Below are 23,317 nucleotides of genomic sequence, written 5' to 3'. Positions count from 1 at the left end.
TCTCCATGAGCCAAACCCCCACCTACTGGCGCAAGCTGAAGCTTCGGCTGATCCAGGACGCCTCCGCATATGCGGAGATTCTCGAACGGGAAGCCCGGGGCGAGGCTCCTGGTAGAGCGCTCTCGGACGCTCGCTTCCGGTACGACTGGGACCTCTTCGAACTGGGACCGCGCAACATCGCGGCCCTCGCCGAGCGAGCCCTCGCGCGCGCGGAGGAATCAGCAGGAGACGGCTCGGCCGAAGCCACGCAGAACTTGATGGAGCGGGCGAGAGAGATGGCCCGCGTGCAGGACCTCTGCAATCATCCGGACAGGGCCCGCCGGGAAGTCTGGGGACGCGCCAACGATCGATACGACGAGGCGTTGGAGGCAATGGGTCCAGGTGGTCTGGCCGACCTGGTCCGGCGCGACCTCGATCCGAATGCCGACATCCTCACGGCACTCGACGACGATGGGCAAGATGCCGCCGATTTTAAAGGCGCCGGGGCGCACAGGCCTTAGCCCTGAAAGCGCGGGGGTCGCTCGGCCAGGCAGCGCGGCGCTCCATCGCAGCGCTGCTCAGCCCAGGCACTTGACTGCTTCCGCTGCCCGCTCCCGCGTTGCGCGCGCCCAGCCCCCGGGCGTGCCGACCCAAGCCTCACCGGTCTCCATGTCAACGGCCACCCATTTGCTGGGCACCCGGGTGGACAATTTCAGCTCGCACACCTCGGGCTGCTCGGGAACCTCTCGCCCCGAGCGAAGCGTGCGACCAGACTGCACCTTGACCCAGTGGAGATGGCCATGGCGCACGACCTTGCCCGCTTTCGCAGCTTCCCGGATCAACCCGTCGGCGATGACGCTCGTGCGTTCCCTGTTGCGGGGCTTTGTCAGGGGATAGATCAGCGCGTGCAGATCCTGGCGACGAAAGGGGCTGGCGCCCACACGGTCAAGCAGCGATGCGAACGCCGTCCGCATCGCTGGGGTGGGGGCAACCTTGCTTGGGGGCGACGCCCCCGTCGTGGCTGCGCTCATCCACCGGACCCGCCCGGCGCGGGGATGGACCAGCCGAAGGCGCGGCTGCAGCGTTCGGTCATCCCCTCCTGCCCGATCTCGCCCCTCAAGCGAGCGTCTTTCTGCCTGATGCACTCGGGATCCTGCCAAGCGGGCAACTCTGCAGCCTTGGCCTTGTCCTGCGCCTCCTGAGCCTCTTTCAGGTCGCGCCAGCTCCTGGCCTCATCGGACTCACAGCCGGCTGCAAACACACATGCCAGGACCATTGCGGCGAGGAGAAAGCGGTTCATCGATTTCGTTCTCATGAGGACCAGAATACGGAACGGGAAAGCGATCCGTAAGGGCAACTCGAGAATAATCCACGATCACGACGAAAAAGCCCGCCGCACCATGCCCATCGAGCAGATCCTGCGCCGTTCGGAAGAGCTCGACGACACGATCGTCACGATGCTCGACCCCGACAGCTACCCCGTGTACGGCCCCGACAGGCTGCGCATGGGCTTGAGCGTCACTGCCGCATCGCTCTCGCTCGAGCATGCCCGTGCGCTGCGCCTGCTGGTCGCTGGGGGCTTCATCTCCTCCGCCGTGCCGACCATGCGGATGCAGTTCGAAGCGACGACGCGCTCGGCCTGGCTGCTCTTCGCGGCAAGCGACGCCGAGGTCGCCCTCGCCGGAGCGCCGCTCACGGCCGAAACCGAGGAAGCTGCGCGTCGCATGCCAATGGCGGCCGGGATGATCAAGGAGCTGGCCAAGGCCGCAGCCACCGTGCCGGCCGCCAACGCGCCAGCAGTCATGCTGGGGCAGTTCGACCGCACGCAGCGCAAGGCCCTCAATTCCTTCGTCCACGGCGGCATCCATGCCCTGCGCCGCCATGAGGACGGCTACCCGGTTCAGCTGGTGCGCCAGCTCGTGGAGTGCTCGAACGGTTTGGTGACGATCGGCGCGATGATGCTGGCCATCCTGTCCGGCGATACCGTGCTGATGCGTCGGATGAACCGCGTGCACGAGGGCTTCGAGGACTGCATCACGCCGATGTTGCCCGCCAACTGACCTTTGCTTTCGACCTCTATTTTGTGGGTCGCACCCGTTGCTTGCGTCGCTCTACGAGGAACGTGCGGATCTCCCGCTTGCCTCGCGAGTTCGATGCATCCCACTCCTCCTTCAACATCGCAACCACGCGCTCCCACGAAGGGTCGACTGTCGCGTCCTGCAGCAACGCTTCAGCCCTTTCTTCGTCAAGCCAGCCCTGCGGCCTCCCTGTTCGATGCTCGATCTGGCGCGCCAGAGCGTCCTTGATCGGGCGGCCCTTCTTCAGCTGGCTCCATAGCGACGCATGTATACCTAGCAACTCGGAGAACCGCTTCTCGAGCCCGTAGGTCGCACCAGCAGCCACCTCCTTGTCAATGAACTCGCGGTACAGAATCAGGGCGTTCCCCTTGCGAACGGGGAACAATGCATCGGAGGGGATGGATGAGGTCACAGATCGAGCGAGGGGTCCGTCAACTGTGCACTCAAGTCAACAGCCGCGACCATGGGGGCGAAAAATTTATTGTCGTGCCCCTTGCATCCCCAGTAAAGAACCTTTACAGTCCAGCCCATCGACGAACTTGTTTCGTCCCGTTTCTTCAACCCAGCATCGATTCATCGAGAACAACGCCACCAACTGGAACCATCGTGAAAGCAAACCTGACCTCACTGAACATTCGACCCGCATCGGGCCGGGCGTTCGTGCGCGTCTCGTTTTGTGGTGGTCGCAGTCTGACGACATCCAAGATGCATTCGCAGCTGAACTCCATTCCGTCGATCCCGGCCGCTCTGTGGCTTGGACAGTATGAGGATCAGCCGCCCCCGGGTGGAGGTAGCGCGTAGGCGCCAACCTTCCAAGCTCTCTCACCAGAGGCCCGGATTCCGAAATGGATCCGGGCCTTTTTGTTTCCTTCGTGCAGATCTCGATCGGCACACAGCCGCGAACGGCATCCGTGCCGGCCGGCACAGCAGTGATCGCGCTGCCGTGAACTCACCCGCCGAGTGGCGCCGGTGGGTGATCCTTAAAAATTCGCCGCGAGTCGCGCCCCTCACTGGTGGGGCCAACGGCTCGCACAACATGCAGCCGTAGCTCAGTCAGGCAGAGCGCAACGTCGCCAACGTTGAGGCCGAGGGATCGAAGCCCTCCGAGCTGCTCCATTTCGGGTGTGCCTTTGCAGCACCTCCAGAGGCCAACCGCGTCGGCGGCCTGGGGGGATGTGCATGGTCTGGACCCAACCATCGTGCAGCGATGTCGACGTGAGTGCGAAAGCGCTCGAATCGCGTGAAGACACAACCGAAATGGAAGATCCCTCCCCTGATGGTGGAATTGGCAGACACACCGCGTTCAGAGCGCGGCGACGCAGGTCATGAAGGTTCGAGGCCTTCTCAGGGGACCAAAGATACCAGGGTGTCTAGCTCAACTGGCAGAGCGCCGGTCTCCAAAACCGAAGGTTACAGGTTCGACTCCTGTGACGCCCGCCAAATACGCGTCAATTACTTTTTGCAGATCCACTTTCCTCGCCCGCATAGCTCAGTTGGCAGAGCACCATTTTTGTAAATTGGTTGTCGTCTGTTCGATTCAGACTGCGGGCTCCAAAACAGCTTCTTGTCGGATTCGTCTAGTGGCTTAGGACACAAGGTTTTCATCCTTGTAGACACGGGTTCGAATCCCGTATCCGACTCCAGTTGCAGACGAATTGTTCGTCAATTGTTCCGCGCAGTAGGGGAGCCTGGTCGTCCCCGCGAGCTTCATGCGCTCGAGATCGTCAGTTCAAATCTGGCCTGCGCAACCATTTGACCGAGGCAGCTCGAAATCGCTGCTTGGAACACCATACGCGCCCTTCGCCAAGTTGGACTAAGGCACCGGATTTTGATTCCGGCATTCGACCGTTCGAATCGATCAGGGCGTGCCAGCAAATTGTAGATTCTTCCGTGTTTGGCGCAGTCTGGTAGCGCATCTGGTTTGGGACCAGAGGGTCGCAGGTTCGAACCCTGCAACACGGACCAACAAGGAGCGAGACCGGGCGATGAACATCGTCCTCTCGCGGAAACCGGACTCAAAGATTGGGAGTCGCCGGAACCAGTACCCGGACACCATTGTCACGCATCAGGAGCATTGGCCGAGAGGTAAGGCACCGACCTGCTAAGTCGGGACTGCGAAAGCGGTTGGTCGGATCGATACCGACATGCTCCGCCAGACTCCCGGGGATGTAGCTCAGCTGGGAGAGCACCTGCCTTGCAAGCAGAAGGCCGGCGGATCGTACCCGCCCATCTCCACCATTCTTTCCTGCTCCGATAACTCAGTGGCCAGAGTGCCTCCCTGTCTAGGAGGAAGCCGGGGATTCGACTTCCCCTCGGAGCGCCACTCCTTTCGCAGTCCAAGCTAACCCGGTGGAAGCGCCTGTTTGAAGCACAGGAGGGCGAGGCTCGACACCTCGGGACTGCACCATCATCACCGGAAGACTGGCAGAGCGGTCTATTGCGCCTGGCTTGAACCCAGGTATCGAGGAAACCCCTCGGTCGCGGGTTCGATCCCCGCGTCTTCCTCCACCCCGGTGTTTGTTTGCGGAGAAGTGCCAGAGCGGTTGAATGGCCCGCATTGGAAATGCGGTGGTCGCAGAGATGCGGCACAGGGGTCCGAATCCCCTCTTCTCCTCCACCTTCAGGATGCGTGCCCGAATGGTCTAAGGGCGCTGATTCGAAATCAGATGGACGGCACCGCCGTCACGAGCGTTCGACTCGCTCCGCATGCGCAAATTTCAACTTCGCCCGGCGCCGTCGAACGACGACACGATTTGCCGGAATCTGTGCAACGGCGACACGATATGCCGGAATTTTCCCCGAAGCCGGCCGCCGTCGCTGCGAACACGTGACACCCGATGCCGGAACCCCCGGCTCACCACCTCAAGCCCCCGCGTTAGCTCAATGGATCAGAGCACTGGCCTACGAAGCCAGGGGTTGTTCGTTCGACTCGAACACGCGGGACCAACTTCACCTGGAGTGCGAGCAGCATGGGCGACTGCACTGGACTGTAAATCCGGCGTCTCTGACATACGGGGTTCGAAGCCCTGGCACTTCACCAACCTGACGCGAGCCTGGCCGAGCGGTTAGGCGGCGCCCTTCCAAGGCGTAGAGGCGGGTCCAACTCCCGCGGCTCGCTCCATCCACATCCCCAAGGAGGACACCATGGAACCGCGACTTCTCACGCGCGACGCATTCCGCGACGTCGTGTTCTTGAGGGATGGCCGCCGCTGCGTGTTCTGCGAGCGCCCCGCCGTGGATGCCCACCACATCCTCGAGCGCCGGCTCTGGGCTGATGGCGGCTACTACCTCGCCAACGGTGCGTCCGTATGCGAGGAGCACCACCTGGCCTGCGAGATGACCACCATCCCGGTCGAGCAGGTGCGCGAGGCCTGCGGCATCCGCAAGCCCGTCATTCCTTCGCACCTCTACGACGACGTCGTCTACGACAAGTGGGGCAACCCGGTCATGGCCAACGGCACCAGGTTGAAGGGCGAGCTCTTCTTCGACGAAAGCGTCCAGAAGATCCTGGCCGCCGGCGGCGTGCTCGCTGAGTTCAGCGACCGGATCAAGTATCCGCGCACCCACCATGCTCCGTGGTCGGAGGGCATGCACGGCGACGATCGGAGGATCGCCAGCATGGACGCCTTCGTCGGAAAGCGGGTCATCGTCACCGAGAAGAAGGACGGCGAGAACACGACGCTCTACGCAGACGGCATGCATGCCGGCTCCGTCGACGGACGGCATCACGAGAGCCGCAACTGGGTGAAGGGTATGGTCTGGGCACGCATCGCCGGCGACCTGCCGCCAGGCTGGCGTGTGTGCGGTGAGAACCTCTATGCGCGCCACTCGATCGAGTATGAGAACCTCCCGAGCTACTTCATGGGACTCTCGATCTGGGACGACACGAACACCCGCCTGGGTTGGGACCAGACCCAGGAATGGTTCGAGCTGCTCGGCATCGTGAGCGTCCCGGTGCTCTATGACGCCATCTACGACGAGCACCTGATCCGTGCGCTGTATGACAGCAAGCGGGACTGGGCGCGCAGCGAGGGCTACGTGGTCACCGTCGCCGATGCCATCGGCTACGGGCAGTTCCGCACGCATGTCGCCAAAGTCGTTCGCGCTAACCATGTGCAGACCACTGCGCACTGGATGCACGGCCAACGGATCGTTCCGAACGGCCTGGCGCGCATCGCCTCCGAGGCGGTCCCGGCTCGGCCTTGATGGCCGGGCCGGCGCCCCTCCCCAGCACCCCTCAAGTTTTCAACGAGGTAGCCAAGCGGTCGAAGGCGCCGGTTTGCAAGTCCGGTGAGCGTTGCTCCACATGGGTCCGAATCCCATCCTCGTTTCCATTCGCCACCCCTGCCCTGCTAGCTCAACTGGATAGAGCAGCCGCCTTCTAAGCGGCAGGTGGACCTTCGACTGGTCCGCAGGGCGCCAGCTTTTCGCCTGCAGCGGGACTTGCGTCACTGAAACATTTCACCGCGATCTCCGATATCCGGAGATCATCACTTCACCACCCCATCAGCTCCATTGGAGGACCACATGCGACTCACCACCAGCCATCGCCGGCCGGCGAACCGCAATGCGTTGCCAGCCTCCAAGCCCCGCAACCCCGTTGTGCAAGCCGTCGTACATGGGTTCGGCACGATGACGGGAAAGCGCCACCGAGACGCCGAACGCGCTCGACAGCGCATCGAGAGGCTCGATCTCGATCAGCGCGTGCGCGAGATCGGCGAGTGGTAACCCGTGGCGGCCGCGCGCCGTCGCGCATACGGATTTTTCCTCGATAGCTCAGCTGGCAGCAGCGGCGCACTGTTAATGCGCAGGTCCCTGGTTCGACCCCAGGTCGAGGAGCCAGTTTCCCCCCAGCTCTTTAGCTCAGAGGCAGAGCAATCGGTCGATAACCGATAGGTCGACGTTTCGAAATCGTCAAGAGCTACCAGTTCGATGGCGGCCGTAGTTCAAGGGTTGGAACCGCGGGTTGTGATCCCGCTGATTCGGGTTCGAGTCCCGGCAGTCGCCCCATACCTCAATCCTCACATCCCCGCGTGGCGGAACCGGCAGACGCGGTTGCCTCAAAAGCAGCTGCCCACAAGGGCGTATCCGTTCGAATCGGATCCCGGGGACCACCAGGCGCTTGCCCCTTTCATTCGCTTCATTCCTTTTTCCGGTGCTGTAGCTCAGTCGGCAGAGCACGTCCTTCATACGGACGGGGTCGATGGATCGTTCCCATCCAGCACCACCAGACACACCTGCACGGCTGGCGGAATAGGCAGACGCGCGACGTTGAGGGCGTCGTGCCCGAAAGGGCATCCCGGTTCGAGGCCGGGGTCGTGCACCAACACATTTCAGCCGTAGCGCAATCAGATAGCACGCGCGCCTCCGAAGCGCGAGGTCGCTGGGGCCGATCCAGCCGGCTGGACCCATCACGCAGGAGATCTTCCACAACCTCGGCCATGAAAGGAGGCCGCCCCATGAAGCCCCAAGTCCTACAGCTCGACATCCAGGGAACGCCGCAGGCCTGGATCTCGCAAGAGCAAGCTGCATCGCACTACGCCACCGGCGCCGTCGTCTGGGAAGACGGCGCGGGGCCGCTGGCCACGATGCGCGGGGGCTTCAATGTGGCGCGCCGCGTTCAGTCCCGCATCGACATCTCGCCGATCATCGCCCTGAGGGGCTGTGCCAGGGTGAACCTGTTCGACCAGGCGCCGGCCTTCAGCCGCCGCAAGCTGTTCGTGCGCGACCGCCACACGTGCGCCTACTGCGCCGAGCGCTTCCGCGAGCAGGACCTGACCGTCGAGCACATCGTCCCGGAGAGCCGCGGAGGTGCCTGGGATTTCAGGAATTGCGTGAGCGCATGCAAGCCTTGCAATACGCTCAAGGGAGCGCGGACCCCGGAGGAAGCCGGCATGAAGCTGGTGTACCTCCCCTACGTGCCCAGCCGCTTCGAGGACTTCCTCCTGGCTGGCCGGAACGTGCGCGCCGACGTGCACGAGTGGCTCGCGAGCCGGCTGCCGAAGGGCTCGCGGCTGTGCTGATGCACCAGCAAACGACAAAGGGGCGTTCCAGACAGGGACGCCCCTTTTTCATTGCCCGCTTGCGGCTCTCAGCCCCGAGGGCGATCCGCTTCCTGGGCGATCGCGTCGTTCAGGGACGCCAGCAACAGCCGTTCCTGAGGATCCTCGAACCCTTCGAGGATCTGCTGGCTGCGCGGATGGGTCAGCGCCGCGATCACGTTGGCCTTGTGGTCTTCGTCGATGTGAGCCACGACGCCGCCGTGTGGTGGATATTCGTAGCACGTGCGAACGCTCACGAGGTCGTCCAGGCTGAGTGAGGCTACCGCCTCGATCAACGACGCGTCGGTCGCGTTTGCACACCCCCAGTGCCCACACTGCGCCGCGGTGGCGATCCATTGCTTCTCGTCGCGGTCGATCCAGATCGTCTTGGAGATTGCAGCCACGAGGGCCTGCCGCTGCTCGCCGGTCAGGAATCGCTCGCGGTCGTTGCGCACACGCTGGACCAGCACCCCGATCGACATGCGCAGGTATTCCGCGTCGCTGCCGCCGGGCGCAAGTTGCCCTAGCGCCGCCATCACGGCGTCGAACGCCTTTTCGTTGAGTTCGCCGTGGCTCGGGCTTTGTGTCGTCAGCGGACGGGGTTCTGAGTGGGTAGTGGTCATCTTTCAGGTGCGGGCAAAGGTTGCAATGGCGCCCGGCCGCGCCGGGCGTCGTTCAAGGGGTAGGGCGGACAGCAGCCGGTCAGCCGGCCGGCGCGGCCATGGCCTGGCGGTCCAGGTCCTCGACCTCGGAGGCCAGCACGCATCCGTAGTCGGGATGCATCGTCCACGGCGAAGCATCGAGGAGCCGTTCCACCTCGCCATGGATGGCGTCAAAGCTCGCCGAGCAGTCCTCGCCGCGCGCTACCGCCTGATCCAGGGGCTCTTCCATCGACTGCAGCGCCTGGTACACCGGCTGCGACATCGACTCCGGCCGAATGAGTGCCGCGAGGAATTCCGCCTCGCCAAGCTCGTGCGCGCCGAACAGCGCCAGGCGCTCCGCAACCTTCGTGGTGAGCGCGCCCGCAGTGTGGCGCAGGCGGGCAAGCTTGAATTCCTCGTAGGTGTCCTTGCGCGCGCCGCGGTCGAACGCGGTGGCGATGGCGTACGCGACGGCCCCCACGTTGGAGCGCAGCCCGATCGGCTTGCCGGCACGCTTGCCTTCCATCTCGAGTTCGATGCCGTCGGGCCCGACCTTGGTGACGACCATTCCCGTGTTGCGCTTGCCGTCATTGAAGATCAGCGCGCCAACCTTGTCACCGGGCTGGAACGCCAGGGCCTGCGCCGCGGCGACGAGCTTGCGGTGGTGACGGATCGCCTCGACCGCGCTGCGCGCAAAGTAGACGTCGTAGGCAAAGTCGCCGCCGTCCACGCGCTCGGTGTTGCGCGCCAGCTGCTCCTTCGTCACCCCGAGGTCCTTCGCGACAGCAGCGTTCACGTCGACGTTGTAGAACAGGCCAGCATCGATCGCCCGCTCGGCAGCCTCCATCACCAGGCGCTGGCGAGGCGTCGGTTCAAAAGTCGTTGACTTGCATAGGCGCCACTCGTCGTAGCAGGTGCCGACGACGGGAAGTTCGTAGCGGGACATCGAGGAATCTCCTTCGTTGATGAGGAAATTGTCTTCCGCATCCGAGTATTTCCGCGATTTGTTTTCCTCGCCGTTCCTTTCTCGGCAATTCCGCCTGTGCTTTGGCGAACTCAGCACATGTCCCTCATCCATGAGATCGCCAGTGCCGTGGCACACGCACGCGCGCGCTGGGCCTCAGCCAGGCCGGCCTCGCCACCGTGAGCGGACTTCCGCTGTCCGCGATCTGTTCCGCGGAGGCGATGACAGGGCCAGGCCTTCCCGTTTCGGAGGCGGAGGCATTGCTCGAATCGATCGGGCTGTCCCTGCAGGTCGGTGGCGAACGGTTCGAGGACGATGGCCGCCCAGCGTTCCGCCCCACCGGCCAGGTCGGCACTGGAGGCTGCCGCAGCCACAGCGAGCGTGAGCTACGCAGGCCACCTCTCAGGGGAACAGCTCCACCACACACTGCTCAGTCGGGAAACCCCACAGCAAGAGATCTGGCCGTACGTGGCGGCCCTCCTCGACGAGGCGCCGATGTCGCTGCTCGCGAGGGTCGTCGACGAGATGAACGCCTCGAATGGGCTCGCGCGGGCGGCGGTCTGGTCTCGAATGGGCGAGCTCGCCCGGCACCTGAACTGCGCACGGACGATCTGGCGCCTGCAGCAAGACGACGCCGGGGAGCCTTGACTCGATGCGGGGCCGACCTCAAGCTCCGTACCGCTGCAGACGCCCCTCGGAATCGTCGTCCTCTATGAAGTCCTCGCCGCCTCGCCCGCTCATCTGCAGCGCCGCGGCGATCACCTCCGGCCGGCGGGCGTAGTCGGTGCAGAGGCAGTAAGGGTCGGGGACGATGTTTACCCGTCCAAGGTCAAGCCTATCGCTGTCCCAGCACGCCCGCACCCAAGCCTCGCCCTCGGTCTGGCCGTCGCTGTGCAGATCGCAGGCCAGCGCCAACGCCTCCACCGCCTCGTCCGGCAGGAAGCCGAACAGGTCGTGACGGCGCTCGCACACGAACGCGGCCGCGCGCGGGCCATGCTCCGGGTCGGTTCCATCGTCCAGCCGCTGGCTGTCGTGCACCAAGCCGAAGATGTACGGCACCAGCGGATCGATTCCGAGGGAGCGCGACACCGCCAGGGCATGCTGGGAGACTCGGGCCCAGTGGTCGGGCCCGTGGTACAGGCCACAGGCCTCCACGTCGAAGTTGCGGTGCACGTGGTCTTCGATCTTGCGGATCTCGCGCGCATGGCGCGTGAGGCTCGACATTTCTCCGTCGCAGAACATGCGCAGCTGCTCGGGCGTGAGCGAGCGCAGGTATTCCTCGCGGCTCGTGCCCTCACGGCGCCAGGCCGTCGGCAGGTACAGGAACTCGCTCTCATCCGATCCTGCCCAGAAAATGTCCTCGGGATGCACAAGCGGCAGCGTCTTCACGAACGCAGCCTGGCCGCGGCCACCATGCTCGCCGGCGTACCGCGCATTGAGCGCAATCCAGTCGCCCGGCAGGATCTCGTAGGCCGCCGGCACGCCGCGATACACCGGCTGCGGCGCGCCGGTGATCCCCATGGCTTCGAAGTTGCAACGAGGCACGACCCGGTGCACGCGATCTGCACGCTGATCGTGGTCGGGGCGCCGCATGCGGTCGATGCGCTCCAGCACGCCTGCCTGTGGATGATGGGCTTCCAGCCAGGCCTCGATCGCTTCCCAGGGCTGCTGCTTGAGCCGGGCGCCAAGCTCCTCGCCCAACGTGGCCAATCGGATGGTGTCGCGCTGGTGGGCCACCCACACTGGAACCGGTTGGCCCTTGGTGCCATCTGTCATGTCGAGCACGCGCACGGCATCGGCGTGCTCGAAGGCGATGCGGAACAGGGCATTCCAGCGCTCTCCACTTCCCGTGCCCTCGTAGTCGTAGAGATCGCCAGTCTCGAGGAAGCTCCACGCGTCCCGCCGCTCCCCGCTGGCCCGGCATGTCCAGTCATCGAACTCCGCCGTGAGCGCATCGACAATCACGCGGTGCCGCACGTCGGCCGGGTCTGGCGCGGTCAGGTCCAGCACCGTGCGGCCGGCAAGGACGCATGCGATCGGCTCGTCCCTCGGATCGCGCCATTTTTGGATCCCGGTGTAGAGCTTCGCTTGCGAGTAAGCCTCGGTGAAGAACCATGGCCGCTGCCAGTCCCCGCGCTCACGAAGGCGGTTGTCGGGCTCGCCGCGAAAGACGACGGGAGAGAGGTCGCGCGCAATGGCCATTTCAGCTTGATGGATTGATCGGCGGCTGGGCGGGGCCGCCGGACACATGATGAGGCGCATGGAGTGGACGAGGGCCTCCACCAAGTCCACGTGCATGAGATCCTTGCCGCATCAACTCGAGGAGACGTTGGGTTTTCACTGCAAATGTGCGCTTCGTCGATTCATGGTGAAAACCATTATGAATCAGGTACTTAGCCGCGCGGCGCCGCCTCGGCTGTGGCCTCCGCTTCGTCCTCGGGCACCTGGTCATTCTGGCGCATGGAGTCGGCGATCCTGCGAACCTCGTCGTCGACGAAGAGCACCTTGCCGCCCGAGATCTTCAGCAGGTCCCGGCACTCGAAGCGCTGGAACGTCAGGTCCGTCCGGGCGCGCGCCATCATCTTGAGGCCGAGCTCCGAATTGTCGAGCACACGCTCATGGAGGATGTTGCCGCGTTCGCCCATCAAGAGCCAACCGTGGGTCACCACCGGAGCCGGGAACTGGTGGCGGGTCTCCTTGTCACGCATGTGCATGACGCGCACTAGGTCTTTCAAAGCGCCAAACGGCACGGGTACATGGGTGCCGCGGAACGCGAGGGCTCTTCAGCCGCGGGGCGCCTGCTCGGCGGCAACGGATTCAAGCTCGGGTTGGGGCTCGGGCACAAACGCCTCGGCAGGCATCTCCCGCTGGATCTCGCTGAAGCCGAACTTGTCCACGATGAACGTGGTCCCATCGCGCACAACCAGGTCGCCGACGGACGTGCTGCGGCGCGGGTTGGTCGTCTTGACCTCGACATCGGGGTTGTCGGACCAGTCTCGGTCAATGTGGTTCGTCGCGGAGAAGGCCCGCTCAAGATCGTCGCCCTCCACCTCGGCAACCAGCTCGAACGACAGCCCGAGGTCGCGCCACTTGGCTTCCTCGCTGAAGATCTCCGCGAGCGCCTGACGTTCGACACGGAACGCGATGCGCGCGTGCATGTCGACCACGCCAGGGTTCAACTGGCCCGCCCGGCTCACCTTGCAATGGAATACCTGCATCATGTTGCTGACGTGCTGTCCTCTTGAATACCTACCCGCGCGGGACCTGCGCATCGTCGCGCCCCGCCTCTGCGAAAAGGTGGGAAAAGGGGCTGTCGATCCCGTGCTGCTGGAGGCGACGCTGAATCGCCGGGAGCATTGCGGCGCTCAGAACCTGGGGGCATGCCGCGGTGGCGGCCTCGATCGCCGCTACGCCTGCCTCGCTCGCGAACGCCTCGAGCAGGCCGTGCTCGAAATCTGTATCCATGTTGTCGAACAAATCGTCGGGCGATGCTGACAGGATGAGGCCGCAAAGCTCCTCGTCCGACTCATGACCAGCCAGCTCGAACCGGCCTTCGGCGAAAGTCTCGTGGAGGACCTCTCGCTGCACTTCGTCGAAGATCACCAGGCGGTCCGTCCGATTCGCCTCCACCACGTCCTTGAGCATCTCTCGCATACGGGTCGCTTCGAGGGTGCCCGCCGGAGGTGCGCTGGCCCCCATGGCTGCAAGCGCCGCGTTGAACACGCGCTCAAGCAGTGCAGCCTTCTCCGCCGCGCGGTCCACGGCATGGTTCTTGGCGTCTGCGAAGGCGATCCACCGGCCGTACTCGGCGGGGCCGCCGGCGAAGAGGTCCGGCTTGGCGATGGTTTGGTGATAGAGCGCCGCCCTGGCAGGATTCAGCGTGAAGGGCTCCGGCTCCCGGGGATCGGCGACAAAGCCTTTGCCCGGGACCTCGCAAATTCGCAGGTCCCAGATCGAACCGTTCACTGGCCACCGCCGGGCCTGCGCCACCTCCCTGGCGTAGGCGATCGCCTCTTCCTTGGTCGGCATGTCGGCGATGCACACCGCGCCGCCGCCTTCCTCGCGCAGAAAAATGGAGCACATTTTGAGGGGGCCGTCCTCGGGCGAAAACACGAGGCGGGTGCAGAACACCTTGCCGCCGTGATCCTTCTCGATCGCTACCGCCTCGACCTCGATGCGCTTGAATCCCTTCGCAGGGATGTCGGCGATGGTTGGGTACAGGGTCCAAGGCGTAACGGGGACCTCGGGAATGATGGGTGCGGGCACGGTGGCTCCTTCTTCAGGTGGGACGCGCGGCCATCAGCAGTGAGGCGCTTCGGCTTCGACCCGACTGTTCGTCCAGTCGGCGATGCGGCCGTGAATGCTCTCTGCAAGATCCGGCGGGCTCATCAGGCCTACGCGGCGCACGATCTCCTGCGGGTCGGCGGTCCCGACATCGGGGGTGTAGTTGTAGGGAGCCCATTCGCCGAGGAAGGTGCCGTCGGGACCAATCACGCTCAGCAGCAGGCCGCAGGCCGGCTCGCGTGGCTCCTTGGTGAAGGCACGTTCGTCGCCGTCGGTCAGGAGCATCTCCACGTTCACTGCCCCATCCAGGTCACCGTAGTGGACCGAGAAGCCGACGCCGCGCTCCACATCATGGTCGATCTCGACGAGGCGGCCGCAACGAAGCCCTCGCACCTTCAGCTGGGCGTTGAGAGATTCCATCGCGCTCTCGATGGCCGGCTTGGCCGCTACTTCGAAGATCTTGTACTGGTCGCTGTTCATGTGTCAGTATGGACGTCGTATCGACGGTGCTTATCGCCTCGCGAAGGGATATTGCTACGGGCAATTCTCAGACATCCAAGGCAAAGAGCGTGCGATTTTTGCGGGCTGCTGGCTAACCTGCCGGGCGCGGGGCGGCCTCGTTGTCGACCTCGTCCGCGACCTCGACCCGCCCTTCTCCCATGAGGTAGGCGGCGAAGCCGTGCTCCTGCCCGCTCCACCCGTGCAGGTCCTTCAGCGTGACCTGGTCGCGCTGCGGGTTGGCCGGGTTGAAGGCCGAGTCGTCGAAGGCAACGGACAGCGCCTGGGCACGCGTCAGGCCGTGCCGCTTCGCCCAAGGATCGAGTGCGTTGGAGATCCACATTTCGCGCGCAGCCGCTTCATGGCGAACCGCCCGGGCTGCCGATTCCTCCAGATCGAGGCCATCCTCGAAGTCCCGGATTGCGCTGTGCGCGCGGGGGTTCGTCCGGCCGATGCCGGATTGCTCCAGGCGCAGGCGAAGCGCCTCTACCTCTTGCGGTGTCCGAACGTTGATCATGCCCGGGGCCTTTCGGCGTCGCCGTCCGACTCGGCTTCAGCTGCTGGCGCTGAGACGTACCTGGGCTGATCGCTGGCAACGTCCCATTCGACCAGGCCGGAGCCGAATGGCAGATCCTGCAGCATGGCCTGCCCGATGGCCACGAGCGGCCCCGGATAGACACCGATGCATTGGTTCCCAGCGGGCTGGAACTGGGAGATGCGGGTGAGTTCGCCGGCTTCCGCATCGAACTTCACCGTGGCCACGTTGGCGGCCAGGAGCTCTACGCGCAACTGCACGCGGGTCTTCGGCGCGCCGTACGGGTGCGAAAAGGCTGTCGCGACCGTAGGATGCCGGGCCTTGTGGGCGCGCGCCGACGGCATGGGCGCCGGTTCGGCGAAGAGGTCGAAGCTTGCTTGCATGGCCTCCTCCGATCAGCCCCGCGGGCCTGCGTCGACTTCGATCTCTGCATCAGCTTCCAGCTCGACCGCGAGCTCCAGAGCTATCCATTCGCGAAAAACGTTTCGCTTGAGGCCGGCTGGAGCGTTCACGAAGTAGGCCGTCGCTCTCGCAAGGTCGCCCCAGCCACCTGCCTCGCTCCAGTATTCCGAGCGATCCGGGTGTCTCGCAACCTTCGGGACGAAAGGCATCCCGGTGATGGCGGGCATCTTTTCCTGCACGTCCTGCAGCCACTCGCCAAAGTTGCTCACCAGGTCGCCGCCGTTCACGTCGCCGTCGCCGCTGTGCACAGGCCGGAACAGCCGGAAAAGCTCCTTCAGCACTTCGGACCCGGGATCAGCTTCAGGTGCGGCCATGCCCCCCACGGTAGCCTTGTGCTTGCGCAGCCAGCCCCCGAGATCGTCCACCAGGTCGGCGCCGCTGATCTCGCGGTCCTCGAACTGGAAGTCGCTGAAAGTCTCGAACAGGTTCACCAGCAGTGCGGTCGACGCGCGGGCATCGGCATCAAGCACCATGTAGCCGGTTTCGCGTGCCCACTTCTCTGCTTCCGAGCGGCTGAGCCAGTGGTGGTCGAGGCGCTCGCCAGCTCGGTAGCCGCTCTCGATCTGGAGGCAGACACGCGGCGTATTGCCGTAGGGCTTCCCGGGCACGGCCTTGACGAAGATGGGCATGGTTCTCCAGTTGAGGGCGCCTGCTTCGAAGCGCTTCGGTTGCGTGCGGTCATGGCTGGGACGGTCATGCGGCGGGCGCCTCCAGGCCAACAGCCTCCTCGTCCTCTTCCGGCTCAGGAAGAGACTGGAGCATTGCGTCGCCCCAGGTCTCGGCGACAGCCTCAAGGGCCTCACGGCTCTGAGGCATCGAGAACAACTCGATCAGCGAATGGCGCTTGCTCTGCTCCTGGTCGCTCCCTCCGACGATGTGCAGCGGGCCGCAGATGCCCTCGATGACGTCGTCCAGCGATTCCGTGGCGAGCTTCTGCACCAGCTCAGCGTCGGGCGCATGCTCGTAGCCGTGATAGCCGTGTCGCACGACATCCGAGATCCACTCTTGCTCATGGCCATGAACGGTCCGCGTGCCAGCGATCCCCTCGACAAGAAGTTCTCGCTGCGCGTCAGTCAGGAACCGGGCCTGGTCCGTGCGCGTGCGGTCGACCAGAACCACGAGGCCGTCGCGCAAGCGTTGGATAGTCGCCCGATCTGTGGGCGCCACGCCGCCCAGGGCAAGCTGCACCGCCGCGACCGCGTTGTCCGCAAGGATCGTCGACGAGTGGGCCGAGGTTTCCGCGCCGAGGACGCGCTGCCGCTCGAACTTGACGTTGTCGTAGTGCCGATGATCGATGGCATCCACTTCGACAGCCCAATCGATCTGGCTGCGGCCACCATCTCCTGCGCTCCAGCCGGGTACACGCTCGTCGACCAGGGCCGACAACACGCGCGTGACGAGCGCATTGAGGGAAGGGTCCGCTTCGACCGCTCCGTCCCTCTTGGCCAGCACGGCCTGCGATGCCCAGAACCCACCATCGTTCGCCGCTTCACTGATGAAGCGCACAGTGACGACACCGGCGGTGATCAGCTTTTCGCGCAGTCCCGCGCGTGCCTCAGCCAGCGCAGTGCCAGCCAGAAAGTTGGGTATTGGTTGAGTCATCTCGGTCAGCCCTTCGGGCGCTCCGCTTCGGATTCGGCTTCGGCTTCGGCCTGGTTGGGGTCGAGGCGGACGTATCCAACCCCGAACTCCGATACCAATTCAGCCCCGCGCTCGGCGAGGTATGCCTTCAGAGCAAGCTCGACGCGCCCGATGGCCTCGCGCTCCTCACTCTCGATGTGCACCAGGCGCTGGGCGCCTTCCCTCGACCTGAAGCTCACTTCGAGGCCTTCAGCCAGGGCGACGTTCTGCAGGCCCAGGGCGATGTCACGCACGTGCACGTCGGCCAAGCTCTCGGGCTCGGCGCTGCGGAACGTGAGCTCCAGGAACGGCAGTTCGTTCGGAAACAAGCCGCGGAACTCGAACGGTAGGTCTCGGCGCATGGTTTCCTGCGCCGGCCGGTCGTCATAGACCTTCACCGTCGAATGCATGATCTTCGTTGTGTGCTCGATTGGCGTCTCGCCTCGCGCCCGGTCGCAGAAGATCACGGCGCCCTTCGCGGCCTCGTTGCGCACGTCGACAGCGCCGGTGCCCGGAGGCATGCGCACAGTGCTCACACATTCCTTGCCGTACCAGAGCCAGTAGGTGACCAGGCCAGCACCGCGCTGCGCCGCCGGCAGATAGTCGGGCACTTCGGCGAGACTGCCTGGTTGGGCGGAACTCGGCGCGGCGGCCTGCTCGCTCGGAACGGCAGGCCCAACCGGTGTGGGGGATGGCGCGGGCGCAGCTGGGGCAGCGGCCTGGGCATCCACAGTGCCGATGCGATCCGCCCGCTTCTTGAACTCGTAGATATCGCTGCGAAGCCCCTGGGCGAACTCGCCGACCGCCTCCTGTGCGCGCGCCAGGGCTGCCTCGAGGTCCTCGTCGACCTCCTCACCGTCGTCGATGCGAACCAGGATGGCGTCTCTGGCGTTCACCGCATCGATGAAGCGCTCCGCACCCTTCGCAAGGTAGTGCGCGAACTCGACAGCCTTGTTGAGATGGGCGATCTGGGTTGCGGGATCAGCCACGAGCCGCCTCCGTCCTGCCAAGCTCCTCGGCGATCGCCTCGGCGACCGCGGCCTCGAACGGGTTGGCCATGCCGCGCCGGGTCAGCTCTGCGTTGAGGCTTCCCAGCAGGCCGAGGTCCGGATTCGTGGGATCAAAGGAGCCTCGCAGCACCATGTCCACGGACTGCGGGCTCGAAAGCGACTCCAGGATATTCACGCTCAAGGAGCCGACGGCCTGGACGGGCGATTCGAGGCCAGCGGCGAGGATGTCCTCGTAGGTCAGGTCCAACGCGGCCTCGATGACGTGCTCGTCGCTGGCATAGGCAAGGCCGTGGTGCCCGTTCATGATGATGTCCACGACGTCGTCCGCCTCGCGCCGGTGTGCGGCGATAGCGCCGATGAGCGCGTCGCGCACCTGGCCGGAGAGGAACCGGGGGTTGTCGTCCTTGCCATCCTCCAGCAGCACCGCAATCTGGACCTGAAGGTGGCCATAGCGAGGCGTGCCGGGCTTGGGCGCCGACTCGCCGAGGGCGGCCAGCGTTGCTTTGAGCACGCTGTCGCGCGCGGAATCGTTGTTGCTCATGATGGGATCTCGCTCTCAGGCGTACATGCGCGGGCGCTCAGCCTCGGGCTCGGGTTGGTCTTCTGCGGGCATGGATGCACGGGCCGCGAGTTCGCGGAGGTCCTCGCCCATCACCAGGTCATGCTCGCTGCCGGGATAGTTGCGGTGCGCGATCGTCACGTCGCCGTCGACGAGCCATTCCAGGACCCCAGCGCAGCGCTGCCACAGCTCGGCACCACCCGGATTCGCAGATAGCTGGGACGCGGCGATGTGACGCAGGTTGTCCGCTTCCTTCTGGGTGATCTCCCGAACAGGATTGCCGGCCGCGTTGAGAAGCTCGGCGCTGATGTACTCGCCCTTGTAGCGAAACATCACCATCGCCACGCCGTCGTGCTTGAGCAAGAGCCGCATGCCGGCGCGCTGGCCCTTCAGCGAGCCCTGGATTTCCTGCCAGGACTTAGCCACGGGGACGCTCCCCGTCGAATTCAGTCTCTGGCTCTTCCAGGCCAGGCGCGATCGACTTGTGGTACTCATCAACCCAGAGGCTGTGCCGTCTGAAGTCCTGGTCGTAATTGAGAAGCTCGCCCTCCTCCGAGACGAACAGGGTCTCGCCCGCCGGCCGGGTGTCGACCCATTGCAGGAAGAGCCGCAAGGGAACCTTGCCGCTGTTCATTGGCCAGGCCTCTTCGTTGAAGCCGGCCAGTTGCACACTCTCGCCGGCATCGCGAATGAGGAGTTGTGGTTCTCTGAAATGGGCCGAAGCCGCTTTCCCCTTGGCGGCCCCGCCGGCACGGACAGGCAACGCGGAGGTGCCCAGCGTCAGCTCTTGACCCTGCCGAAGCTGCTCTAACGCGGTGCTATTCAGAGTGAGCTCCGCCCAGCGCGGCATCGCATGGCCGAGCGCCGGCTGCAGCTCCATGACAACCACGCGCTCCTCGCGCCAGCCGTCGCCAGTCTCAGGAAGCAGATGACGATCGAGGGCGGCGGATGCATCGCGCCATCGCAAGGGCTGAATGTTTCGATCGATGCCTTCAATCCGTACCGAGTGGGTCAGGGCATCGTTCAAGAGATCCCAGTCGAGCGTCGAGACCCATGCCGGTTCGACGGACTGGGGCGGCATGGCCCCCAGCAACTCGGCGTCGAGCCGCCTCGCCACCATCCTCAGCTCATGCGTATCGATGTCGCTCTCGGCCGCGTCGAGCTCGTCGCCCGACGCGTCGAATAGCTTCAGCGACGACACCGTCGGCTCATCGCCAGCGCCATCGCGGATCACTTCGATCTGGACCCGGTGGACGCCGCTCTGGTTCATCAAGTAGGCCCGCAACTGCGCGACCTCGACGAAGTCGTCCCCGGCACGCAGGACTTCCACGGTTTCTGCGGCTGCCATGACCTGGTTTCGCTGCTCCAGCGTCAAGAGAGACCAGGCCGCGCGCAGAACGTCCTGCAGGTCGCCCACCTCGTGGTCGGGATCGTCGTTCTCGCCGTGCTGCTGCGCAGCGTTGAGGACGCGCTGAATGCGCGGGTCATTGGGTGTCGTCGTGTTCGTGGTGGTGGTCATGAATGTGCGCATATTCCAGCAACGCAAAATAATTCAGTTAGTTGTCTGCATTATTACTATGCTACGGGCCAGTCGTTTCTTTTGTTTTCTGGAGCTTTCACCATGGCGATGACGTCAGCAAGCGTGTCACCCGACGCGGAAACCGCACCGGCCCGAGCGCCTGCCCCGGCTCCCGCCGTTCTGCGCTTCGCACCGTTCCGTCGGCCCACGCGCGCTCCCGCGCCCGCGCCCGCCCCCGCCCCCACTCCGGTTCCGGTTGCGGCTCCGGCGTCCACTTCGGCCCGCGCCCAATTGCCGGCGCCGGCAACGGCTCCTGCGCCCGCGGCCCGGCCGCTGGGCTTGCGGTTCCCTGGTGCGGCTGAGGCACCAGCAGCACTCTCCGCGGCCTCCGCGCCGGCGCCTACCCCCGCTCCAGCGGCCGCCGTCCCGGCTGCCGCTGCACCGGCGGCATTCCGATTCCGCCCTCTTTCGTTCGGCCGCGGGCCGGCCGCCGCCCCTGTTGCTCCCGCTGCCGCCCCGGAAGCCATCGATCCGTCCGCCGCCCCCGCCTCCGCCCCGACCGCACCGGCACCTACCCCGGCACCCGCGGCGCCGGCGTTTGCCTCTGCTCAGGAAGAGCTGGACGACCTGACCGCGCCTGCGCCGGCCGCCCCGGTACCGAAGGGTTTCGGCTTCGGGTTCAAGGCGTCCGCCAGCGAGTCGACGCTTCCGCTGGGCTTCGGCGGCATGGCCAAACCGGCTCCCGACGAGATCCATGTGGGGATCGTCAAGAGCGTCGCGATCTACGGCGACTGGGCAGTCGGCTACATGGACACGCAGGAGCGCGAGTCCCTGAAGATCACCGGCTCGGCCGTGGCGCATTTGAAGGAAGGGCTCGAGTACGCCCTGACCGGACGCATGAAGGTGCACCCGAGCCACGGACAGCAGCTCGATGTCGTGAGCTTCGAGCCGCACATCCAGCCCGACGTCCAATCCATGGCGCGATTCATCGCCGCCAACTTCTCGGGCATCGGCAAGAAGCTCGCCGAGAAGTATCTCAGCAAGGTCAAGGACGAAGGCGGTGAAGAGGGCCTGGAGGCCCTGCGGCTGAAGCTCGTCAACGAGCCGTGGACTGTCACCTTCGAATCGGTTTCCAACCGGAAGACCAGCTTCGGGGACAAGAACACCCCTCCTGCCGATTCGGACAACCCGACTGCGCTCGCTGACTCGCCCGAGGTCCCCTACATCGAACGCATGCTAGCTACCAAGTTCGGCGCGCTGCGCGAGCTGAAGGCCTCGGCGATGAAGCTGCTGGCGATGAATCTCTTCTCGGAGGCGAAGAAGCTCAAGGACGACTCCCGTCCGATCACCGAGGCGGCGGCCGCCCTGCTCGCGAAGGATCCGTACCGCCCCATGCGCACGATCCCGGGCTACGGGTTCCGCAGCGCCGACGCGATCGGCAAGGCGTTGAACATCCCTCGCGACGCTCCGGTGCGCCTGACCGCCCTCGCCTCCTTCCTCGTGATGGAGGAATGCGACTCGGCCGGCCACGTCTTTGTGGGCGAGCCGCAGCTGCGCAACCGCCTGGCCAAGACCGAGCCGATGATCTCGCTGGAGACGCTGATCGAGTACGCAACCGAGAGCGGCGACCTGCGCATCGAGGAAGACGAGCAGGGCAACCGCCGGATCTACCCGGCCAAGCTCTTCGAGGCCGAGGTCCGCCTGGCCGAAGATCTGCACGGCATGCTCGTGTCGGCCAAGCCCCTGCTGCGCCGGCGAACCTACGAGCAGTTCCGCACCAAGGCCATCGAGGTGAGCCAGCGCCTGCTGGGCTACGAGCTCGACGAGGACCAGATGAAGGCCCTCTACGGCATCGCCACCAGCGAATCGCGCCTGCACGTCGTGACGGCAGGTCCGGGCTGCGGCAAGACCGCGATCATGGAAGTGTTCAGCGCCATGATGTCCCACAAGGACTGGGCGTTCTCCGCCCCGACCGGCAAGGCCGCCAAGGTCCTGTCCGCGCGCGTCGAGCGCAACGGCTACTCGGCTTCCACCCTGCACTCTCTGCTGAAGGGCAGCCCCGAGGGCGGCTTCATGGTCAACCGGAACAGCCCCCTCGGCTGCCAGATCCTCGTGGTGGACGAAGGCACGATGCCGACGCTGTCTCTCTTCGAGGCGGCCACCGCTGCCCTGGGGCCGGATGCGCACCTGATCATTCTGGGCGACCCCGGTGTCGACGGCCTGGCCGGCCAGCTGCCTTCCATCGGCGCCGGCCGCGTGCTCAGCGACATCATTCGCCTGCCGGGCGTGGACCACCATCACCTGACCGCCACGAAGCGCAACTCCGGGGCCATCCTGGAGACCGTGAACCAGATCCGCCAGTACTCGCTCGCGTGCGAGGATGGCCCTGGGGTCACCTTCTCCCACGGCCTGCCGCCGGCGGATCGCTACTTCGAGTCGGTGGCCGCCAAGTACGTCGAACGCGCACAGGCCAACGGCATCGAGAACGTGGTGCTGCTCATGTCGCGTCGCAGCGGCGCTGCCGACGAGCCCACCTGGTGCACCGACTACGCGAATGCCCGCCTGCGCGACCTGCTGAACCCGCACGCGATCAAGATCCCGGGCACCGCCTCCCTGCACGTGAACGACCGGATCGTGATCCGCGACAACATGACGCTCGGCGAGGACGAGGAAGGCATGGACGTCCGCGTGGTCAACGGCGATACCGGGACGATCACCCGCTTCCAGCCCCACAGCGATCCGAAGCACCGCGGCCCGCAGTACGTGGTCATCAAGCTCGACGACGGACGCTTCATCCAGTTCCCGGGCGACTCGCTCAAGGATCTGCAGCACAGCTACGCCGCGACGGTGCACATGGCCCAGGGCAGCGAGTACAAGGACGTGATGCTGGTCATGACGCCCGGCCAGGCCTCATTCATGAACGCGAACATGTTCCTGACAGGCGCCAGCCGCGCGCGCGAAGGCCTCTGGATCTACGGCGACGACGCCGAACTGCGCCGGATCGCGGCAACGAAGCTGCCCGCCCGGAACACCACGCTCGTGGAGCGCGTGAACGAAAAGCTGGCCGAAACGCTCAGCAACATCGACGACGCGAGCGCGGATGAGGTTCGGCCCAAGGGCTAAGCAA

The 23,317-nt window shown here is 65.1% G+C and carries 25 protein-coding genes and 26 tRNA genes; 33 read left to right on the top strand and 18 right to left on the bottom strand.

The annotated features are described in order from the left end of the window. Window positions 1–5 precede the first annotated feature (5 nt). Window positions 6–500, top strand: a complete 495-nt coding sequence (locus A8M77_RS02075; protein WP_086919869.1) for a hypothetical protein — start codon at window positions 6–8, stop codon at window positions 498–500. Between the two features lie 57 nt (window positions 501–557). Here A8M77_RS02075 and A8M77_RS02070 read toward each other — a convergent pair whose 3' ends face one another. Beyond that, window positions 558–953, bottom strand: coding sequence for a hypothetical protein (locus tag A8M77_RS02070; RefSeq protein WP_086919868.1), 396 nt, complete (start codon window positions 951–953; stop codon window positions 558–560). Window positions 954–1,006: 53 nt separating this feature from the next. After that, window positions 1,007–1,279, bottom strand: coding sequence for a hypothetical protein (locus tag A8M77_RS02065; RefSeq protein WP_086919867.1), 273 nt, complete (start codon window positions 1,277–1,279; stop codon window positions 1,007–1,009). A gap of 13 nt (window positions 1,280–1,292) precedes the next feature. On the opposite strand from A8M77_RS02065, the gene A8M77_RS02060 reads away from it, so the two are divergent. Further along, a complete protein-coding gene (locus tag A8M77_RS02060; protein ID WP_143694526.1) occupies window positions 1,293–2,039 on the top strand; it encodes a DUF6988 family protein in 747 nt (248 codons plus the stop codon). Between the two features lie 16 nt (window positions 2,040–2,055). On the opposite strand, the gene A8M77_RS02055 is transcribed toward A8M77_RS02060, so the two are convergent. Next, window positions 2,056–2,469 (bottom strand): hypothetical protein, encoded by a 414-nt coding sequence (locus tag A8M77_RS02055; protein ID WP_086919865.1) that lies wholly within the window; start codon window positions 2,467–2,469, stop codon window positions 2,056–2,058. A gap of 626 nt (window positions 2,470–3,095) precedes the next feature. Between A8M77_RS02055 and A8M77_RS02050 the strand changes: the two genes are divergently transcribed. The 29 genes from A8M77_RS02050 (at window position 3,096) to A8M77_RS01920 (ending at window position 8,080) form a co-directional block, all read left to right on the top strand. Next, a tRNA-Gly gene (locus A8M77_RS02050) sits at window positions 3,096–3,173 on the top strand. A 154-nt stretch (window positions 3,174–3,327) separates the two neighbouring features. Continuing rightward, window positions 3,328–3,412 (top strand) — tRNA-Leu (locus A8M77_RS02045). 9 nt (window positions 3,413–3,421) lie between these two features. Further along, a tRNA-Trp gene (locus A8M77_RS02040) sits at window positions 3,422–3,497 on the top strand. 38 nt (window positions 3,498–3,535) lie between these two features. After that, window positions 3,536–3,611 (top strand) — tRNA-Thr (locus A8M77_RS02035). Between the two features lie 12 nt (window positions 3,612–3,623). After that, window positions 3,624–3,700, top strand: a tRNA-Glu gene (locus tag A8M77_RS02030). A 29-nt stretch (window positions 3,701–3,729) separates the two neighbouring features. Further along, window positions 3,730–3,808: transfer RNA gene (locus A8M77_RS02025), tRNA-Met, on the top strand. Window positions 3,809–3,850: 42 nt separating this feature from the next. Next, window positions 3,851–3,928 (top strand) — tRNA-Gln (locus A8M77_RS02020). 17 nt (window positions 3,929–3,945) lie between these two features. Continuing rightward, window positions 3,946–4,022 (top strand) — tRNA-Pro (locus tag A8M77_RS02015). A gap of 103 nt (window positions 4,023–4,125) precedes the next feature. Beyond that, a tRNA-Ser gene (locus tag A8M77_RS02010) sits at window positions 4,126–4,212 on the top strand. 7 nt (window positions 4,213–4,219) lie between these two features. Further along, window positions 4,220–4,295 (top strand) — tRNA-Ala (locus A8M77_RS02005). 9 nt (window positions 4,296–4,304) lie between these two features. Further along, window positions 4,305–4,380 (top strand) — tRNA-Asp (locus A8M77_RS02000). A gap of 8 nt (window positions 4,381–4,388) precedes the next feature. After that, window positions 4,389–4,464, top strand: a tRNA-Phe gene (locus tag A8M77_RS36005). A gap of 8 nt (window positions 4,465–4,472) precedes the next feature. Next, window positions 4,473–4,565 (top strand) — tRNA-Ser (locus A8M77_RS01995). A gap of 17 nt (window positions 4,566–4,582) precedes the next feature. Further along, a tRNA-Ser gene (locus A8M77_RS01990) sits at window positions 4,583–4,674 on the top strand. A 6-nt stretch (window positions 4,675–4,680) separates the two neighbouring features. Continuing rightward, window positions 4,681–4,768, top strand: a tRNA-Ser gene (locus A8M77_RS36000). 158 nt (window positions 4,769–4,926) lie between these two features. Next, window positions 4,927–5,003, top strand: a tRNA-Arg gene (locus A8M77_RS01985). Between the two features lie 9 nt (window positions 5,004–5,012). Beyond that, window positions 5,013–5,097 (top strand) — tRNA-Tyr (locus A8M77_RS35995). 7 nt (window positions 5,098–5,104) lie between these two features. After that, a tRNA-Gly gene (locus A8M77_RS01980) sits at window positions 5,105–5,178 on the top strand. Window positions 5,179–5,201: 23 nt separating this feature from the next. After that, window positions 5,202–6,263: an RNA ligase family protein gene (locus tag A8M77_RS01975; protein ID WP_238136671.1), complete on the top strand. Its 1,062-nt coding sequence runs from the start codon at window positions 5,202–5,204 to the stop codon at window positions 6,261–6,263. Window positions 6,264–6,304: 41 nt separating this feature from the next. Beyond that, window positions 6,305–6,391 (top strand) — tRNA-Cys (locus A8M77_RS01970). Between the two features lie 12 nt (window positions 6,392–6,403). Continuing rightward, window positions 6,404–6,479 (top strand) — tRNA-Arg (locus A8M77_RS01965). 105 nt (window positions 6,480–6,584) lie between these two features. Beyond that, the gene (locus A8M77_RS01960; protein WP_143694525.1) at window positions 6,585–6,785 is read left to right on the top strand and encodes a hypothetical protein; all 201 of its coding nucleotides are present in this window, start codon (window positions 6,585–6,587) and stop codon (window positions 6,783–6,785) included. Window positions 6,786–6,822: 37 nt separating this feature from the next. After that, window positions 6,823–6,899, top strand: a tRNA-Asn gene (locus A8M77_RS01955). Window positions 6,900–6,909: 10 nt separating this feature from the next. Next, window positions 6,910–6,984, top strand: a tRNA-Ile gene (locus A8M77_RS01950). 8 nt (window positions 6,985–6,992) lie between these two features. Further along, window positions 6,993–7,067: transfer RNA gene (locus A8M77_RS01945), tRNA-His, on the top strand. Window positions 7,068–7,084: 17 nt separating this feature from the next. Then, window positions 7,085–7,171, top strand: a tRNA-Leu gene (locus A8M77_RS01940). Window positions 7,172–7,211: 40 nt separating this feature from the next. Next, window positions 7,212–7,287, top strand: a tRNA-Met gene (locus A8M77_RS01935). 103 nt (window positions 7,288–7,390) lie between these two features. Next, window positions 7,391–7,464: transfer RNA gene (locus tag A8M77_RS01925), tRNA-Arg, on the top strand. A gap of 52 nt (window positions 7,465–7,516) precedes the next feature. Further along, complete coding sequence (locus A8M77_RS01920; RefSeq protein ID WP_086919863.1) at window positions 7,517–8,080, top strand: HNH endonuclease; 564 nt, start codon at window positions 7,517–7,519, stop codon at window positions 8,078–8,080. A 68-nt stretch (window positions 8,081–8,148) separates the two neighbouring features. Here the strand turns inward: A8M77_RS01920 and A8M77_RS01915 are convergent, their stop codons facing one another. Together A8M77_RS01915 and A8M77_RS01910 are read right to left on the bottom strand one after the other, a co-directional pair. After that, window positions 8,149–8,721 (bottom strand): hypothetical protein, encoded by a 573-nt coding sequence (locus tag A8M77_RS01915; protein WP_143694524.1) that lies wholly within the window; start codon window positions 8,719–8,721, stop codon window positions 8,149–8,151. Window positions 8,722–8,800: 79 nt separating this feature from the next. Further along, window positions 8,801–9,817 (bottom strand): hypothetical protein, encoded by a 1,017-nt coding sequence (locus tag A8M77_RS01910; protein WP_143694523.1) that lies wholly within the window; start codon window positions 9,815–9,817, stop codon window positions 8,801–8,803. A 354-nt stretch (window positions 9,818–10,171) separates the two neighbouring features. On the opposite strand from A8M77_RS01910, the gene A8M77_RS35035 reads away from it, so the two are divergent. Beyond that, on the top strand, window positions 10,172–10,351 hold the full coding sequence (locus A8M77_RS35035; RefSeq protein WP_143694522.1) for a hypothetical protein: 180 nt from the start codon (window positions 10,172–10,174) through the stop codon (window positions 10,349–10,351). A gap of 18 nt (window positions 10,352–10,369) precedes the next feature. Here the strand turns inward: A8M77_RS35035 and A8M77_RS01900 are convergent, their stop codons facing one another. The 13 genes from A8M77_RS01900 to A8M77_RS01840 form a co-directional block, all read right to left on the bottom strand. Beyond that, a complete protein-coding gene (locus A8M77_RS01900; RefSeq protein ID WP_143694521.1) occupies window positions 10,370–11,995 on the bottom strand; it encodes a hypothetical protein in 1,626 nt (541 codons plus the stop codon). Between the two features lie 101 nt (window positions 11,996–12,096). After that, complete coding sequence (locus tag A8M77_RS01895; protein WP_143694520.1) at window positions 12,097–12,417, bottom strand: hypothetical protein; 321 nt, start codon at window positions 12,415–12,417, stop codon at window positions 12,097–12,099. Between the two features lie 69 nt (window positions 12,418–12,486). Then, window positions 12,487–12,924, bottom strand: a complete 438-nt coding sequence (locus tag A8M77_RS01890) for a hypothetical protein (RefSeq protein ID WP_086919857.1) — start codon at window positions 12,922–12,924, stop codon at window positions 12,487–12,489. A gap of 28 nt (window positions 12,925–12,952) precedes the next feature. Next, a complete protein-coding gene (locus tag A8M77_RS01885; protein WP_086919856.1) occupies window positions 12,953–13,969 on the bottom strand; it encodes a hypothetical protein in 1,017 nt (338 codons plus the stop codon). A gap of 33 nt (window positions 13,970–14,002) precedes the next feature. Further along, entirely contained in the window at window positions 14,003–14,467 is a 465-nt protein-coding gene (locus A8M77_RS01880; RefSeq protein WP_086919855.1) for a hypothetical protein, read from the bottom strand. Between the two features lie 112 nt (window positions 14,468–14,579). Continuing rightward, entirely contained in the window at window positions 14,580–15,002 is a 423-nt protein-coding gene (locus A8M77_RS01875; protein WP_086919854.1) for a hypothetical protein, read from the bottom strand. Beyond that, window positions 14,999–15,403 (bottom strand): hypothetical protein, encoded by a 405-nt coding sequence (locus tag A8M77_RS01870; RefSeq protein WP_086919853.1) that lies wholly within the window; start codon window positions 15,401–15,403, stop codon window positions 14,999–15,001. Before A8M77_RS01870 ends, A8M77_RS01875 begins: the two co-directional genes overlap by 4 nt. A 12-nt stretch (window positions 15,404–15,415) precedes the next feature. Further along, on the bottom strand, window positions 15,416–16,111 hold the full coding sequence (locus A8M77_RS01865; RefSeq protein ID WP_086919852.1) for a hypothetical protein: 696 nt from the start codon (window positions 16,109–16,111) through the stop codon (window positions 15,416–15,418). 64 nt (window positions 16,112–16,175) lie between these two features. After that, window positions 16,176–17,084 (bottom strand): hypothetical protein, encoded by a 909-nt coding sequence (locus tag A8M77_RS01860; protein ID WP_086919851.1) that lies wholly within the window; start codon window positions 17,082–17,084, stop codon window positions 16,176–16,178. A gap of 5 nt (window positions 17,085–17,089) precedes the next feature. Further along, entirely contained in the window at window positions 17,090–17,998 is a 909-nt protein-coding gene (locus tag A8M77_RS01855) for a hypothetical protein (protein ID WP_158100868.1), read from the bottom strand. Window positions 17,999–18,083: 85 nt separating this feature from the next. Further along, a complete protein-coding gene (locus A8M77_RS01850) occupies window positions 18,084–18,653 on the bottom strand; it encodes a hypothetical protein (protein ID WP_086919849.1) in 570 nt (189 codons plus the stop codon). A gap of 15 nt (window positions 18,654–18,668) precedes the next feature. Further along, window positions 18,669–19,097, bottom strand: a complete 429-nt coding sequence (locus tag A8M77_RS01845) for a hypothetical protein (RefSeq protein WP_086919848.1) — start codon at window positions 19,095–19,097, stop codon at window positions 18,669–18,671. After that, window positions 19,090–20,190: a hypothetical protein gene (locus A8M77_RS01840; protein ID WP_143694518.1), complete on the bottom strand. Its 1,101-nt coding sequence runs from the start codon at window positions 20,188–20,190 to the stop codon at window positions 19,090–19,092. The genes A8M77_RS01845 and A8M77_RS01840 overlap by 8 nt, the downstream gene beginning before the upstream one ends. A 726-nt stretch (window positions 20,191–20,916) precedes the next feature. Here A8M77_RS01840 and A8M77_RS01835 point away from each other — a divergent pair. Then, entirely contained in the window at window positions 20,917–23,313 is a 2,397-nt protein-coding gene (locus A8M77_RS01835; RefSeq protein WP_086919846.1) for an ATP-dependent DNA helicase, read from the top strand. The last annotated feature ends 4 nt before the right edge of the window (window positions 23,314–23,317 follow it).

The sequence above is a fragment of the Variovorax sp. JS1663 genome, assembly GCF_002157355.1.
Taxonomy (GTDB): domain Bacteria; phylum Pseudomonadota; class Gammaproteobacteria; order Burkholderiales; family Burkholderiaceae_C; genus Variovorax.
Note: the sequence above shows the minus strand (reverse complement) of the source record. Positions and strands in the feature narration are given on the sequence as shown.

Excerpts from the sequence above, each read along its gene's own strand:
- A8M77_RS01920 (WP_086919863.1), top strand. The coding sequence starts at position 7,517 with ATGAAGCCCCAAGTCCTACAGCTCGACATCCAGGGAACGCCGCAGGCC.
- A8M77_RS01960 (WP_143694525.1), top strand. The coding sequence starts at position 6,585 with ATGCGACTCACCACCAGCCATCGCCGGCCGGCGAACCGCAATGCGTTG.
- A8M77_RS02065 (WP_086919867.1), bottom strand. The coding sequence starts at position 1,279 with ATGAACCGCTTTCTCCTCGCCGCAATGGTCCTGGCATGTGTGTTTGCA.
- A8M77_RS01880 (WP_086919855.1), bottom strand. The coding sequence starts at position 14,467 with ATGAACAGCGACCAGTACAAGATCTTCGAAGTAGCGGCCAAGCCGGCC.
- A8M77_RS02075 (WP_086919869.1), top strand. The coding sequence starts at position 6 with ATGAGCCAAACCCCCACCTACTGGCGCAAGCTGAAGCTTCGGCTGATC.
- A8M77_RS01895 (WP_143694520.1), bottom strand. The coding sequence starts at position 12,417 with ATGCACATGCGTGACAAGGAGACCCGCCACCAGTTCCCGGCTCCGGTG.
- A8M77_RS01860 (WP_086919851.1), bottom strand. The coding sequence starts at position 17,084 with ATGACTCAACCAATACCCAACTTTCTGGCTGGCACTGCGCTGGCTGAG.
- A8M77_RS01850 (WP_086919849.1), bottom strand. The coding sequence starts at position 18,653 with ATGAGCAACAACGATTCCGCGCGCGACAGCGTGCTCAAAGCAACGCTG.
- A8M77_RS01875 (WP_086919854.1), bottom strand. The coding sequence starts at position 15,002 with ATGATCAACGTTCGGACACCGCAAGAGGTAGAGGCGCTTCGCCTGCGC.
- A8M77_RS01975 (WP_238136671.1), top strand. The coding sequence starts at position 5,202 with ATGGAACCGCGACTTCTCACGCGCGACGCATTCCGCGACGTCGTGTTC.
- A8M77_RS02060 (WP_143694526.1), top strand. The coding sequence starts at position 1,293 with ATGAGGACCAGAATACGGAACGGGAAAGCGATCCGTAAGGGCAACTCG.
- A8M77_RS01840 (WP_143694518.1), bottom strand. The coding sequence starts at position 20,190 with ATGACCACCACCACGAACACGACGACACCCAATGACCCGCGCATTCAG.
- A8M77_RS01835 (WP_086919846.1), top strand. The coding sequence starts at position 20,917 with ATGGCCAAACCGGCTCCCGACGAGATCCATGTGGGGATCGTCAAGAGC.
- A8M77_RS01910 (WP_143694523.1), bottom strand. The coding sequence starts at position 9,817 with ATGGATGAGGGACATGTGCTGAGTTCGCCAAAGCACAGGCGGAATTGC.
- A8M77_RS01915 (WP_143694524.1), bottom strand. The coding sequence starts at position 8,721 with ATGACCACTACCCACTCAGAACCCCGTCCGCTGACGACACAAAGCCCG.
- A8M77_RS02070 (WP_086919868.1), bottom strand. The coding sequence starts at position 953 with ATGCGGACGGCGTTCGCATCGCTGCTTGACCGTGTGGGCGCCAGCCCC.
- A8M77_RS01870 (WP_086919853.1), bottom strand. The coding sequence starts at position 15,403 with ATGCAAGCAAGCTTCGACCTCTTCGCCGAACCGGCGCCCATGCCGTCG.
- A8M77_RS01890 (WP_086919857.1), bottom strand. The coding sequence starts at position 12,924 with ATGATGCAGGTATTCCATTGCAAGGTGAGCCGGGCGGGCCAGTTGAAC.
- A8M77_RS01865 (WP_086919852.1), bottom strand. The coding sequence starts at position 16,111 with ATGCCCATCTTCGTCAAGGCCGTGCCCGGGAAGCCCTACGGCAATACG.